Annotated in this window: 11 protein-coding genes and 1 tRNA gene; 7 read left to right on the forward strand and 5 right to left on the reverse strand. The window is 66.0% G+C overall.

Annotated elements, in window-relative coordinates:
* Positions 1 to 84 precede the first annotated feature (84 nt).
* The gene (locus tag CHB73_RS09625) at positions 85 to 273 is read right to left on the reverse strand and encodes a ferredoxin (protein ID WP_089274361.1); all 189 of its coding nucleotides are present in this window, start codon (positions 271 to 273) and stop codon (positions 85 to 87) included.
* Between the two features lie 318 nt (positions 274 to 591).
* Here CHB73_RS09625 and CHB73_RS09630 point away from each other — a divergent pair, with 318 nt between their 5' ends.
* The 6 genes from CHB73_RS09630 to CHB73_RS09655 all read left to right on the forward strand — a co-directional run bounded on the left by CHB73_RS09630 (position 592) and on the right by CHB73_RS09655 (position 8,894).
* Positions 592 to 1,791, forward strand: a complete 1,200-nt coding sequence (locus CHB73_RS09630) for an aminopeptidase (protein ID WP_089274362.1) — start codon at positions 592 to 594, stop codon at positions 1,789 to 1,791.
* A gap of 103 nt (positions 1,792 to 1,894) precedes the next feature.
* Positions 1,895 to 2,977 carry an ABC transporter substrate-binding protein gene (locus tag CHB73_RS09635; protein WP_089274363.1) on the forward strand — a complete coding sequence of 361 codons (1,083 nt, stop codon included), beginning with the start codon at positions 1,895 to 1,897 and terminating at the stop codon, positions 2,975 to 2,977.
* Between the two features lie 124 nt (positions 2,978 to 3,101).
* Positions 3,102 to 4,124: an ABC transporter substrate-binding protein gene (locus CHB73_RS09640; protein WP_089274364.1), complete on the forward strand. Its 1,023-nt coding sequence runs from the start codon at positions 3,102 to 3,104 to the stop codon at positions 4,122 to 4,124.
* Positions 4,121 to 7,423 carry a PAS domain S-box protein gene (locus CHB73_RS09645; protein WP_089274365.1) on the forward strand — a complete coding sequence of 1,101 codons (3,303 nt, stop codon included), beginning with the start codon at positions 4,121 to 4,123 and terminating at the stop codon, positions 7,421 to 7,423. Before CHB73_RS09640 ends, CHB73_RS09645 begins: the two co-directional genes overlap by 4 nt.
* A complete protein-coding gene (locus CHB73_RS09650) occupies positions 7,420 to 7,806 on the forward strand; it encodes a response regulator (RefSeq protein ID WP_089274366.1) in 387 nt (128 codons plus the stop codon). The genes CHB73_RS09645 and CHB73_RS09650 overlap by 4 nt, the downstream gene beginning before the upstream one ends.
* Positions 7,803 to 8,894: an HD-GYP domain-containing protein gene (locus tag CHB73_RS09655; RefSeq protein WP_089274367.1), complete on the forward strand. Its 1,092-nt coding sequence runs from the start codon at positions 7,803 to 7,805 to the stop codon at positions 8,892 to 8,894. The genes CHB73_RS09650 and CHB73_RS09655 overlap by 4 nt, the downstream gene beginning before the upstream one ends.
* A gap of 15 nt (positions 8,895 to 8,909) precedes the next feature.
* On the opposite strand, the gene CHB73_RS09660 is transcribed toward CHB73_RS09655, so the two are convergent.
* From CHB73_RS09660 to CHB73_RS09670, 3 genes are all read right to left on the reverse strand, one after another.
* On the reverse strand, positions 8,910 to 9,788 hold the full coding sequence (locus CHB73_RS09660; protein ID WP_089274368.1) for a PilZ domain-containing protein: 879 nt from the start codon (positions 9,786 to 9,788) through the stop codon (positions 8,910 to 8,912).
* Between the two features lie 258 nt (positions 9,789 to 10,046).
* Positions 10,047 to 10,122: transfer RNA gene (locus tag CHB73_RS09665), tRNA-Arg, on the reverse strand.
* A gap of 17 nt (positions 10,123 to 10,139) precedes the next feature.
* A complete protein-coding gene (locus CHB73_RS09670) occupies positions 10,140 to 10,610 on the reverse strand; it encodes a pyridoxamine 5'-phosphate oxidase family protein (RefSeq protein WP_089274369.1) in 471 nt (156 codons plus the stop codon).
* Positions 10,611 to 10,746: 136 nt separating this feature from the next.
* On the opposite strand from CHB73_RS09670, the gene CHB73_RS09675 reads away from it, so the two are divergent.
* Positions 10,747 to 11,472, forward strand: coding sequence for a phosphoadenosine phosphosulfate reductase family protein (locus CHB73_RS09675; protein ID WP_089274370.1), 726 nt, complete (start codon positions 10,747 to 10,749; stop codon positions 11,470 to 11,472).
* Here the strand turns inward: CHB73_RS09675 and dxs are convergent.
* On the reverse strand, positions 11,469 to 13,376 hold the full coding sequence (gene dxs / locus CHB73_RS09680; RefSeq protein WP_089274664.1) for a 1-deoxy-D-xylulose-5-phosphate synthase: 1,908 nt from the start codon (positions 13,374 to 13,376) through the stop codon (positions 11,469 to 11,471). The genes CHB73_RS09675 and dxs overlap by 4 nt on opposite strands.
* Positions 13,377 to 13,392 lie beyond the last annotated feature (16 nt).

A 13,392-nucleotide genomic window follows, 5' to 3' on the forward strand; every position in this document is an offset into this window, starting at 1 on the left:
CGAAGCCCGCCCCCGCGCAAGGCGGGGCGACGGCGTCGGGGCGGCTCTGCGCCGCCCCTGCCGTCTCAGCCGGAACTGTTGGTGCTACTCTTCCTCAATGGTGATGGCGTCCTGCTCGCAGACTTCCACGCAGGACTCGCAGCCCAGGCACTCCTCCATGTTCACCGGAACGGCCTTGCCGTCCTGCAGCTCATAGACTTCGACCGGGCAAACGTCCACGCACTCGCCATCGCCGATGCACTTGTCGTTATCGACAGTAACCTTGTAGCCCATTGTACCCTCCAGGTGTGTAATAGAATATCGTCAGCCCCGACCGGTGGCGTCCCCTCCACATCACGCATAGGACGCTTCCCGGTGGGCCAGGCGCCGTTGTTTCCAGGCCCGCAAGCCAGGCTGCGAGCGCGCTGGCTCCGGGCTTGCTGATATATGCAGGGACGCCCCGTGTCAAGACATGGCGGGCATTGACATCTTTATCACAGACATTCCGGGGCGTTCTCAATGGTTGAGCTTCGCGCTGGTCTGGAGTACGTATTGAACCACCGCCCGGCGACCGCCGGACGACAACCTTTGCCCCACAAACGAGGCTTGCGCATGTTTTCGCCCGCCGAACTGGAAAAATACGCCCGCACCCTGTGGTGGGGGCTCACCACAGCCCGCACCAAGCCCTACCGCCCCGGCGACGTCATCCTGCTGCGCTTCGACCCGGAGGCCACCCCCCTGGCCGAGGCCATGCACGCCCTGCTCATGGCCGAGGGAATGGTCCCTGCGCCCAGGCAAAACCTCACCAGCACCATGGAGGTCTCGTTCTACGGGCTGGGCTCCGAGACGCAAATCAAGGCGGTTCTGCCCGGCGACCGCGAGTTCACCGAAGGGCTCAACGGCCTCATCTCCCTCATCGCGCCCTCCTCGCTGACGCACCTGGCCGGGGTGGACCCGGCGAAAATTGGACTGGCCGCCGTGGCGCGCAAGTATCTGCGCGAAATAATGGAAAAGCGCGAGCAGACCGGCGATTTCGGCTGGACGCTCTGCGCCTACCCCACGGCTGAGCAGGCCCGCTGCGCCGGGCTCTCGCTGGAGGACTACGCAGGGCAGATCAGACGCGCCTGCTTTCTGGACACCGACGACCCGGTGGCCAAATGGCGCGAGGTCCACGCCGATGTGGCCCGCGTGAAGCAGGCCCTGGGGGCGCTCGACATCGAACGGATCAGGATAGAGAGCGAGCATTGCGACCTGAGCGTGACTCCGGGCCTGTCGCGCCGCTGGCTGGGCGTCTCCGGGCACAACATTCCAAGCTTCGAGGTCTTCCTCTCGCCGGACTGGCGCGGCACCGAGGGCGTGTACTACGCCGACCAGCCCTCCTACCGCTCCGGCAACCGCGTGGCAGGCGTGCGGCTGGAGTTCCAGGCGGGCATTGTGACCCGGGCCACGGCCGAGGAAGGCCAGGAATTCGTGCGCAAGCAACTGGCCATGGACGAAGGCGCATCCCGCCTGGGCGAATTCTCCCTTACCGACCGCAGGCACTCGCGCATCAACGCCTTCATGGCCAGCACGCTCTTTGACGAGAACTACGGCGGCGAGCACGGCAACTGCCACGTGGCCGTTGGCGCGAGCTATTCCGACACCTATTCCGGGGACCAGACCAGCCTGGACGAGGCGAAAAAGCGAGAGCTCGGCTTCAACGATTCGGCCCTGCACTGGGACTTGGTGAACACCGAGGACAAGACCGTCACCGCGCGGCTTGCCGGGGGCGGCAGCATCGTCATTTACAAAGGCGGCGAATTCCAGGTCTAGGCACGATCCCCGTCCGGACCGCTGCGCAGCGGTCCGGACCCCGAACAGGCGTGGTCCCCCAGCCACGGCCCCGTGCGCACCAGATGCTCAAAACGGAGGCCCCATGCTGCGACACACGCGATACAGTCGTCTCGTTTTTTCGCTGGCGGCGATTTTGCTGCTCCTGTCCGGCCTGCCCGCCCCCCTCGTCGCGGACGAACACGCGCACGCTGCGCGCCTCGCCGCCCAAGAGCCGATTCGCGGGCAGAAAACCCCGCAGATATTCATCGTGCACAGCTACACCAAGGATTACCCCTGGACCGACGCCATTGAGCAGGGCCTGCGAGACGGCCTGCGCGGGGCCAAGGCGCGCATCGAAACCGTCTACCTGGACGCCAAACGTGACCAATCCGTAGAGAACATGCGCGCCAAGGCCAAGGCTCTGCTTGAGCGCATCGAGACCTCCGACCCAGAGATTGTCATCGCGGTGGACGACCCCGCGCAGATTTACCTGAGCGCCCCCTACTTGCGGGGCCGGGTCAGACCGCAGGTCATCTTCTGCGGGGTCAACGCGCCCCTGAAGAACTACGGCTTCCCGGCGGCCAACGTTTCCGGCGTGCGCGAGCGCTGGCACTTCCGTCAAAGCGTGGAGCTGATGCAGCAGATCTCCCCGCGCGTGAAGCGCGTGGGCCTTGTCACCGACGATTCCGAAACCAGCATCTTTCTGCTGGCTGGCATTCGGGAGGAAATGGCTAAAGCCGGCCCCATGAGCGCCACGATCGTTGGGCTTAACAAGGTGGGCACCTTCCAACAGTGGCAACGCGCGGTAAAGAGCCTGCAAAACCGGGCAGATGCGCTTGCCGTTGGCCTGTTCCACTCCCTGCGCGACGAACGCACCGGCCAAGTGGTGCCCCCAGAGACAATCCATGCCTGGACCGAGGCGGCCAACCGACTGCCGACAATCGGATTCGGCGAATACGCCCGCAAGCACGAGCTGCTCTGCGGCATCCTGAGCTCCGGCCGGGAGCAGGGGGCGCTGGCGGCGGCCATGGCCCGCAGCCTACTGGAGCACAACAACAAGGCGGGCGAGCTGCCCGTGCGCATCAACCAGAAAGGCGTCATCTACCTCAACCTCAAGACGGCAAAACGCTTTGGAATCCTTGTTCCCTTTTCCCTCATCGAGGCTGCGGAGGTGGTGGCGCAATAGAAGGACCCCACGCCTTCCGCCGGGAGGCTGGACATGGCGGACAGCTTTGCATACTGTGGATTTCATGTGGCTTCCCCCCCGGCCACGTGGGACAACCTGTCCGGTGTCGCCATTGGAGTGGCTCATGCGCTGGGTCCTGATCTGCCTGCTGCTTGTCCAAGCCCTGTTCCCAGGAGGGTCGGCCCTTGGGCAGACCCGCGCCGGACAGTCCCCCGCGCGGGTTTTCGTGGTGCACAGCTACGATGCGGAGTATGTCTGGTGCCAGGCGCTGAACCAGGGGCTGCGCGCGGCCCTGCGCGGCCTGCCGGTGGAGCTGGAGACCGTCTACCTCGACGCCAAGCACGACCTGGACCAGGACAGTCTGCGCGCCAAGGGCATGAACGCCCTTGCAAAAATTTTTGAACGCCGCCCGGCCGTGGTCATCGCCGTGGACGATGCGGCCCAGACGCACCTGGTCGCACCCCATTTGCGCAACCGGGGCGAACCGCAGGTGATCTTCTGCGGGGTCAACGCGCCCCTGTCCCTGTACGGCTATCCGGCAAAAAACGTCTCCGGCGTGCGCGAACGCTGGCACTTCCGCGAAAGCTTCGCCCTTTTGCGCAAAATACAGCCCTCCGCGCGGCGGGTGGCGCTCTTGACCGACATGTCCGAATCAAGCGGCTACGTCCTTGACGACATGGCCGAGGAACGCCGCCAGGGCGGCCCCTTCGCGGTGAAGACGGTCGCGGTGCGCCGTACGGACTCCTTCCAGCAGTGGCAGCGGCTGGTGCGCGCCGCCCAGAAGAACGCCGACGCCCTGGCCCTGGGCATCTATCTCTCCCTGCGCGACGAAAACACCGGCGCGGTGGTCCCTGGCGACACAGTGGCCGCCTGGACCGACTCGGCCAACCGTCTGCCCACCGTGGGTTTCGCGGACTATGTGCTCAGGCACGGCCAGATGTGCGGGGTGCTCGAATCCGCGCAGGAGCAGGGCCAGCTTGCCGGCGCCATGGCCCGGCAGGTGCTGGAGCGGGGACTGGCGGCAGGCGGCCTGCCCGTGCGCGTCAACACCAAGGGCATCGTGGTGGTGAACCTCCGGACGGCGGACAGGCTGAAGGTCCAAATCCCCTTCGAGATCATCGAAGCGGCGGAAGTGGTGCTCAAATGAGCCCACAGCCTGCCGGTCCCGTGCGCCGCTTCACCGCCAGCCGCTACCTGGCCCCGGTGCTGAGCATAGTGGCCGTGGGCGTGCTGGTGACCACGCTTGTGGCCTACTTCTACACCAGGGCCACGGTGGAGAATCTCGCGCAGGGGCAAATCACCCAGGCCCTGAGCTTCCTGGACCGCGAGATCACCATGCAGACCCACGACATGGTCATGCAGACCAACCTCATGGCCCAGGAGGACGTGCTGCGCCTGGCCCTGGAGGACTCCTACCTGGGGCGCTCGGCCCGGGTTGCGGCCCAGCGCAAGCTCGACGCCTACGTGCGCAACGGGGCCTTTGACCGCGCATACCTCATGAATCTCCGGGGCAGGCTTGTCCTGGCCTCCGACCAGACCCTGACCGAGCACCTGATCATTTCCGACAGGCGCTACTTCACCCAGGCGGCGGCCGGGCACCACGTCCTGGAAACGCTCACCGTCTCGCGCGTGACCGGACGGCCAACGCTGGTCAGCTCCACGCCCCTGCGCGACCCGGGGGGCTCCGTTATCGGCGTGGTGGTGGGGCTTATCAGCATCGACGCCTTTGCGCGCGAGATGCTCAACGACTCGCGCATCGGCCAGTCCGGGGGAGCCTACCTCATGAACCGGGACGGCGCGGTGCTCGGCACGCCGGGCTGGGCTGCTCCCGGCGCTTTCGGCGTGCGCGCGGCCAACGGCCAGGCGGCCAGCCATGCGCAGCAACTGCTGGCCAACGCGCGCCAGGGCGGCGTGTTCCGCTTCACCCGCAACGGCGCCCGCCGCATGTGCATCAGCCGCCTGAACGAGACCACGCAGTGGGTGCTGGTGTTGGAGGCCGACGAGGACGAGGTGCTGGCCCCGGCGACCCGGCTGGCCGCGGTAAGCGGCGCCATCTCCCTGGTCACGCTGCTCACCGTGTTTTTGGCCCTGGGCGCCCTGCGCCGCCTCATGACCAGCCTGCGCAATTCCGAGGCCGACCACCGCGCCCTCACCGAGCTCTCCCCTGTGGGCATCGTCACCTTCGGAGCGTCTGGAAGACCGGAGTACCTGAACCGGCAGGCCAGGACCATCCTGGACATCCCGCCGGACGGGCCGCCGCCCAGGACCATCGACCTGGAGGACGGCGAGGGGCAGCCCCTGGAAGGCCCGAACTCGCCCTTTGCCCAAGTCCTGCGGGACCGCGCCTCCATCGTAGGGCTGCTGGTCTGGCGGCGGAGCGCGGCCGACGAGCGCAAGGCCCTGTATCTGAACGCCACCCCCCTTGCCGTGGAAGGCCGCGAAGTGCATGGCGTGGTGGCCACGCTGGAGGACATCACCGAGCGGATGCGCGCCCTGGAGCTGCTGCACCAGTCCGAGGAACGCTTTTCGAGCCTGTTCCGCCTTTCGCCAGACAGCATCGTCCTCTCCGACCTTGACAGCGGGCTGGTGGTGGACGTGAACGAGACCTTCTGCGAGACCCATGGCCGGGACCGCGAGGAGGTGATCGGCAAGACCGTGGCCGACCTTGGGCTCTACACCGACCCGCGGCAGCTGGAGGACCTGGTGGACCGCGTGCGCCGCTTCGGCCAGGTGCTGAACGAGGAAGTCATCGGCCACAGGGGCGACGGCCAGGAGATGATCCTCTCGCTCTCCAGCCAGGTCATGGAGATCGGCGAGGCCAAATACCGCATGACCGTGGCCCGCGACGTGACCGAGCGGCACAGGGCCGAGCAGGAACTGCGGGAGAACCGCAGGCTGCTGGAGAGCATCCTGAACACTGTGCCCCTGTCCATTTTCTGGAAGGACAAGAACTGCGTGTTCCTGGGCTGCAACAAGGCCTTCGCCAGGGCTCTGGGCTTTACCACCCCCATGGATGTCATCGGCAAGACCGATTTCGACCTGCCGCTGTCGCCGGAGGCCAGCGCCTCGTACCGCCTGGACGACCAGCAGGTCATGGCCAGCATGACGCCCAAGCTGGGCTTCGTGGAGCCCCTGGTCCTGGACGATGGCAGGCATATTTGGCTTGAGACAAGCAAGCTGCCCCTGCTGGACGAGGACGGAGCGGCCGTGGGCGTGCTGGGCATGTTCCAGGACATCACCGAGCGGCTGGAGGCCGAGGAGCAGCTCCGCCAGTCAGAGGAGCGCTTCTCCCGGCTGTTCCGCTACTCGCCGGAGGCCATGGCCCTGGTGGACACCGACGACAACCGCTTCGCCGACGCGAACGAGGCCTTCCAGAAGCTCACCGGCTACAGCAACCAGGAGCTGATCGGCAAGGACTCGGCAGGCATGGCCTTCTACGCCAAAGAATCCAGCCGCGCCGTCATCCACGAGATGATCCGCAAGGACGGACACGTGGAGCACTACGAGTTCGAAGGGCGCAAGAAGGACGGCCAGATCATCCAGTGCGCCATCTCCTGCCACCTCATCACCATAGGGGACAAACGCTACATTCTGGGCCTTGTGCGCGACGTGACCGAGCTGAAGAAAATGCAGGAGATGATGATCCAGACCGAGAAGATGATCTCGGTGGGCGGCATCGCCGCCGGCATCGCACACGAGATCAACAACCCCCTGGGCATCGTGCTGCAGGCCGCCCAGAACCTGGTGCAACGCACCAAGCCGGACTTCAAGAAAAACATCGAGACGGCGAAACGCCTGGGGCTTGAGATGGACACCCTGGCCAAGTACATGCAGGAACGCAAGCTCGACGTCTTCATAGCGGACATCCAGGCCGCCGCAGTTCGCGCTTCGGCCATCATCCGGCACATGCTCGACTTCAGCCGCTCCAGCGAATCGCGCCGGAAGATCTGCGACCTGCCCGCCATCATCGACAAGGCGATTACCCTGGCCGGCAGCGACTACGACCTGAAAAAGAGCTACGACTTCAAGCGCATCCGGCTCATACGGGACTATGCGGACGACCTGCCCGCAGTGAATTGCACGGAAACGGAGATCGAACAGGTGCTGCTGAACCTGTTGCGCAATTCGGCCCAGGCCCTTGCAGAGGCCACAAGCCAAGACCAGGAGCCCGTCATCACCATCCGCGCCGCCAGCGCAGGCGAATATGTGCGCATCGAGATCGAGGACAACGGGCCGGGAATGCCGCCGGATGTGCAGCGCCGGGTGTTCGAACCCTTCTACACCACCAAGCCGCCGGGAGTGGGCACCGGGCTCGGCCTGTCCGTGTCCTATTTCATCATCACCAAAGGCCACGGAGGCAGGATGAGCGTGCGCTCCCAACCCGGAGAAGGGACGCGCTTCAGCATCGAGCTGCCGACGGAACACGACGCGGAGGCCCCCCAGTGACCAGCCCACGCATCATGATCATCGACGACGAGGAGCGCATCCGCCAGCTTCTGTTCGACTATCTGGAAGACTACGGCTTTTCGCTGCGGGCCTGCGTGTCCGCCGAGGAAGCGCTGGAAACGCTTACGGCCGAACCGGCCGACCTGTGCATCGTGGACATGCGCCTGCCGGGAATGGACGGGCGGGCCTTCATCCTCGCCGCCCAGGCCAGGGGCTTGTGCTCAAAGCACATTCTGCACACGGGGTCCATGGACTTCGCCCTGACGCCGGAGCTTACGGCGCGCGGCCTGGGCGAGGAGGACGTCTTCTTCAAACCCTGCGACATGGCGCTCATGCTCAAGCGCATACGCACCCTGCTCAACCTTCCGGGAGACGACGCATGACCATCCTCATCATCGACGACGAGCCGGGCTTGCGGCGTTCGCTTTCCGCGCACCTGGAGGACCTGGAGTACGACACCATGGAGGCCGCCAACGGCCTGGAAGGCCTGGAGGCCCTGCGCGCCAACCGCGACCGCGTGCGGGCCGTGGTGGTGGACCTGAACATGCCCGTCATGGATGGATATTCCTTCATCGGCTACGCCTCGGCAGAGGCGCCCGAGATCCCCATCATCGTGCTCTCTGGCGTGGGCATCGTGGAGGACGCGCTTTCGGCCATGCGCATGGGCGCCTGGGACTTCATCACCAAGCCCCTGCACAACCTGAACATCCTGGATTACACCCTGGACAAGGCCTTTGAGCGGGCGCGGCTCCTCAAGGAGAACAAGCAATACCAGGAAAATCTGGAGCGCCTGGTGCGCGAGCGCACCCGCGAGCTTGAGGAGACCCGCAGGCAGGTGATGCAGCGGCTTTCCCGCGCCGCGGAATACAAGGACAACGAGACCGGCCGCCACGTCATCCGCGTGGGGCAGATCAGCCGCCTGCTCGGCCGGGCCATGGGCATGGACGAGGAGCGCAGCGAGCTTCTGGGCGAATGCGCCCCCCTGCACGACGTGGGCAAGATCGGCATCCCCGACGAGGTGCTGCTCAAGCCGGGGCGGCTCACGCAGGAGGAATGGGACATCATGCGCAAGCATTGCGTGTACGGCTGCGAAATACTCGGGCCGCTGGACAGCAAGGACGAGGCGCACCGCCTGTGCTCCGACCCGCTGCTGATGCGCGAGATGTCCGGCAACGAGCAGCTGAACCTGGCGCGCGTGCTGGCCCTGTGCCACCACGAGCGTTGGGACGGCACGGGCTATCCCTTTGGCCTGTCCGGGGAAGACATCCCGCTGGAGGCGCGCATCGTCTCGGTTGTGGATGTGTACGACGCCCTGTGCAGCGACCGGCCCTACAAGCAGGCCATGAGCCCGGACAAGGCAGGCGAACTCATCCGCGCGGGGGCGGGCACCCAGTTCGACCCTGCCGTGGTGGAGGCCTTCTTCCAGAACCAGGAGGAGATCATCGCCATCCGTGAACGCTGGAGCGATTAGAAACGGCCCAAGGCGCTACTGCATGGTCCTGCCCTTGCAAAAGTCGGTCAGATTCCATTTGAAGACAAATGGCCCCAGGCCGGTGATCTCGCCGGACTTGAGCGGCTCCCATTTGATGCAGCCGTCATCGTCAATGGCCCCTTCGGCCAGGAACTCGAATCCGAGCAACGCCTCCTCCCTTCCGGCCTCGCATTGGACGTTGCGCAATTTCGCGTTGGCGAAAAACGCCTCCGTGGTGTCGGCATCCTCACGCTTGGCCTCAAAATAGAACGCGCAGCCCTGCGCGTCCTGCAACTCGGAAGCCAGCGCCCCCTCGGCATCGGTCCGCACAATGAGCCGCAGACCCGTTGTGGAGAGATTCCCCATGCGGACACAGGCGCTCGCGGCGTTTCCGCTGACGATCCGGGGGCTGTTCCCGGCAATCCTGGTCCCTTCCGGCAGGCCGAGCCACAGGGAAAACAGAGGCACACGGGCGCTGTCCACAGCGACCCGGACACAACGACGCTGCTGCGCGTTCTCCAGCGCCTCGGGCGCTGCAAGCCCGATGCGCACCTCCCCGTCCGTTGTTGGCTCCACGGCGATGACGCTGGTGGAAAACTTGAAAAACAGCATCCGCTTTTCGCGTTGCGCATCGTTGATTCGGAAGTGGCAGACAACAGGCGCTCCGATCCAATTCTCCGGCATCCCGCACAGCGAGGGGATGCGCACGACCACCCCTTCCGCGTCCGCTTCCTCGAAAGAGACGACAAGATCCTTGATGTTCGTCACGTCGTCCAAAAAGGTCAAACAGGCGCGCACCCTTTGGCTGACGGCTTCGCCAAGAATTTCCGAGACCGCATCGGCCCTTCCCCGGGGCGCAGGACCGGCGGGCTTCTTTTTCCATAGGGCGCACATGAGACCCCCTCCGGCACCGACGTGCGAGGCTGCAACACATTGAATCCGCTCTGGTCAATTAGAATGGACTATACATTTTGTACGCATCTTCGGCAATATTTGGGAATACCCATTTAGGCGACTGCGTAAAGGCGAGACGCGCCAACCCGGAGCGCGTGCGCATGGGCGCTTTCAATGCGGGAAAATGCAGAAGGGAGAACACGGCGCGGAAAAGAAAAAGTGGCCGCCATCTTTCGACAGCGGCCACTGGCTTTCACGTGGTGGGCCCGGCAGGATTTGAACCTGCGGCCTACGGATTCGTAGTCCGGCGCTCTATCCACTGAGCTACGAGCCCACGCGAGGAAGGCAGAATTAAGCCCTACGCGTCCCAGCGTCAAGCATTTTCTCTGCCTCGATGAAAAAAACATCCGAGAGCCCGGAAAGCAGCTGGAAGCTGACGGCCTGGAGCCGAAGCGGCACAACGCCTTCCAGGGCCAGAAAATCCCGCAGGGCGGGATGCCGGGCGGCCAGGGCGCCCAGGGCCAGGGTCTCAAGCTCCGGCGACGTGAACGGCGCGAGCCGCGCCGACACGGTAAGCGCCAGGGAGGGCCCTGCCGCCGCGCCAGAAAGCCCCCGGTCGTCGAAAAGCAGGCTTGCGTTCGGATTGGCCAAAAGGTTTCGATGCTTGCGCGTGTCCGCCAGGGAGGCCATCCAGAATTCCAGACAGTCGTCCGCCGCGCAAAAGCTCATAAGCGAGGTGTGGGGCGCGGCCCCTTCGCCGCCGCAGGTGGCCAACACGCAGTGCCCGGCCCCCTGGACAAGCGTCGCGATTTTCTTCAACATGATTCCCCCGTTCCGGCTTTTGCCCAGGCTCCTGCTTCCGCGCTTGCGCGCCGTGCCGTGTACGGCGGCGCGTTCCGTCCGTTCATTCCGCCGATGCAGTCCCTCGGCGCACGCGTTACCGCAAAGGAGGCCGCCAATGCCCTTGGACGCCCTGAACCAGTTCGCCCCCACGGCGCCGGGCGCTCCCCTGGCGGAAAAGCTCTCCCGCTCGCGCGGGGTGTTGCGCGCCCTGCTGCGCCTTGTGCCGCCAGAGCAGATCCGCGTGGCCTTCACCGGCGGCAAGGACTCCACCGCGGCGCTCTCCCTCTGGCGCGAGGCCCTGGGGGCGCGCGGCCCGCTGCACGCCATCAGCCTGGACACCGGCCTCAAATTTCCGGAGGTCACGGCCTTCCGCGACAGGCTCTGCGCGGACTGGGGCGTGGAACTCTACGTGGCCCGACCGACCGTGGACCTTGCCGCCTACCCGGTCGCACAGGACAAGGTCGCCTGCTGCCGCGATCTCAAAATTGCGCCACTGGGCCGCGCCCTGCGCCAAACCGGAACCCTGGCGCTCATCTCCGGCCTGCGGCGCGACGAGCACCCCTCGCGGGCCGCGCGCCCCTATGCGGAGCTCAAACCGGCAACGGAACTCTGCCCGGAACACTGGCAGGTGAACGCCATTCTGGACTGGACGGAAATGGACGTCTGGGCCCAGCTGACAGGCGAGGGCCTGCCCTACTGCGAACTGTACCACCAGGGCTATCGGTCGCTGGGCTGCGTTCCCTGCACACGCCCCGCCGGGCTGGACCAGTCCGAGCGCGCGGGCCGCGACCCGGACAAGGAGCGCCAGTTGGAGGCGCTCAAGGCGCTGGGGTATTTCTAGCCGCGCCCCATCAATTCCAGCGCCGCCTTCTTGATGCCCGCCGTGTCCACTCCGGCCAGGGCGCGCAACTCCTTGGCCTTGCCGTGCTCGATGAACAGATCCGGGATGCCCACGCGGCGCACGGTGAGCCCGGAAAGCGCGCCCCGGTCGGCGAAAAGCTCCAGCACGGCCGCGCCGAAGCCTCCGGCCAGACAGCCCTCCTCGGCGGTCAACATGCGCGGGAAGCGCCCGGCCAGCTCCAGCAGCTGCGCCTCGGGCAAGGGCTTGATGAAGCGGGCGTTGAACACCGCCACGGACAGGCCGTGCACGGCCTCCAGCTCCTGGGCGCACTCCAGGGCCGGGTACACCCGCGAGCCCAGCGCGACGATGACCGCATCGGTCCCATCGCGCAGCAGTTCTCCCTGACCAAGCGGCAGCGGATCGGGAGCGGCGGGGATGTCCGCGCCCACGCCCACGCCGCGCGGGTAGCGCACGGCCACCGGCCCAGGCGTGGCGAAGGCCGTGGCCACCATCTGCGCCAGTTCGGCCTCGTCCTTGGGGGCCATGAAGGTGAGCCCCGGCACATGCCGCAGGTAGGCGATGTCGAACACGCCGTGGTGCGTGGCCCCGTCCTCGCCCACAAGCCCGGCGCGATCCAGGAAGAACTTCACGCTTAGGCCCTGCAGGCATACGTCGTGCACCACCTGGTCGTAGGAGCGCTGCAGGAAGGTGGAATAGATGGCGACAGCCGGGGTGTAGCCCCGCGTGGCCAGACCGGCGGCGAAGGTCACGGCGTGGGGCTCGCAGATGCCCACGTCCACAAACCGCTCTGGATGGCGCACGCGGAAGCAGTCCGTGCCCGTGCCCTCGGGCATGGCGGCGGTGATGGCCACGATCTTGGGATTGGTGTCGGCCAGGCGGCACAGGCTCTCGCCAAAGACCTCGGTGTAGGATTTCGGCCCACCGCCCAGAACCGGCGGGGCCAGGCCGGTCTCCGGCTCAAATCGGCCCACGCCGTGGAAAAAGGTGGGATTGGTCTCGGCCGGGTCGTAGCCCTTGCCCTTCTTGGTCAGCACGTGCACCAGCACGGGCTTGTCCATGCCCTTGGTCTGCTCGAACACCTCGCTCATGGCGGCGATGTCGTGCCCGTCAACCGGCCCCACATAGGTGAAGCGGAAGGCCTCGAACAGCATTCCAGGCGTGAAGAAGCTCTTGAGGGAGTCTTCGCTCCTGCGGGCGAACATGGCCAAATCCTTGCCGATACGCGGAATGCCCGCCAGCCAGGATTCGAACTCGCGTTTGAAACGCTGGGGCGCGGGCCGCGAAAGCTTGCGCGACAGAAAATTCGACAGCGCGCCCACGTTTTTCGAGATGGACATCTCGTTGTCGTTCAGCACCACGACCATCTTGGAGCCCATGCCGCCCGCCTGGTTGAGCCCCTCGTAGGCCAGGCCGGAGGTCATGGAGCCATCGCCGATGACGGCCACCACCTCGTGCGTCCCGCCCGAAAGGTCGCGCGCAAGGGCCATGCCCAAGGCGGCGGAAATGCTGGTGCTGGCGTGCCCCACGCCGAAGTGGTCGTATGGGCTCTCGCTCAGGCGCGGAAAGCCGGACACCCCGCCCAGCCCGCGCAGGGTGTGAAAACGCTCGGCCCGGCCGGTGAGCAGCTTGTGGGCGTAGGCTTGATGCCCCACGTCCCAGATGAGCCGGTCCTGGTCCAGGTCGAAGGTCTTGAAGAGCGCCAGGGTAAGGTCCACCACGCCCAGCGACGGGGCCAGGTGCCCGCCTCCGGCGGAGCACTGCTCGATGATGACCCTGCGCAGCTCCGCGGCAAGGGCGGCAAGCTCCTGCGGACTCAGCCGGGCGACCTCGCCGGGATGGATCAGGGAGGCCAGCAGGGCCTTGCCGTCCGGCGGAGGCAGCATGGGTTGGGGGGCGGGT

Origin of the sequence: Humidesulfovibrio mexicanus (genome assembly GCF_900188225.1) — a bacterium.
GTDB lineage: Bacteria > Desulfobacterota > Desulfovibrionia > Desulfovibrionales > Desulfovibrionaceae > Humidesulfovibrio > Humidesulfovibrio mexicanus.

Bases quoted from the DNA above. Each gene is read 5' to 3' on its own strand.
- CHB73_RS09625 (WP_089274361.1), bottom strand. From the start codon at position 273: ATGGGCTACAAGGTTACTGTCGATAACGACAAGTGCATCGGCGATGGC.
- CHB73_RS09630 (WP_089274362.1), top strand. From the start codon at position 592: ATGTTTTCGCCCGCCGAACTGGAAAAATACGCCCGCACCCTGTGGTGG.
- CHB73_RS09635 (WP_089274363.1), top strand. From the start codon at position 1,895: ATGCTGCGACACACGCGATACAGTCGTCTCGTTTTTTCGCTGGCGGCG.
- CHB73_RS09640 (WP_089274364.1), top strand. From the start codon at position 3,102: ATGCGCTGGGTCCTGATCTGCCTGCTGCTTGTCCAAGCCCTGTTCCCA.
- CHB73_RS09645 (WP_089274365.1), top strand. From the start codon at position 4,121: ATGAGCCCACAGCCTGCCGGTCCCGTGCGCCGCTTCACCGCCAGCCGC.
- CHB73_RS09655 (WP_089274367.1), top strand. From the start codon at position 7,803: ATGACCATCCTCATCATCGACGACGAGCCGGGCTTGCGGCGTTCGCTT.
- CHB73_RS09660 (WP_089274368.1), bottom strand. From the start codon at position 9,788: ATGTGCGCCCTATGGAAAAAGAAGCCCGCCGGTCCTGCGCCCCGGGGA.
- CHB73_RS09670 (WP_089274369.1), bottom strand. From the start codon at position 10,610: ATGTTGAAGAAAATCGCGACGCTTGTCCAGGGGGCCGGGCACTGCGTG.
- CHB73_RS09675 (WP_089274370.1), top strand. From the start codon at position 10,747: ATGCCCTTGGACGCCCTGAACCAGTTCGCCCCCACGGCGCCGGGCGCT.
- dxs (WP_089274664.1), bottom strand. From the start codon at position 13,376: ATGCTGCCTCCGCCGGACGGCAAGGCCCTGCTGGCCTCCCTGATCCAT.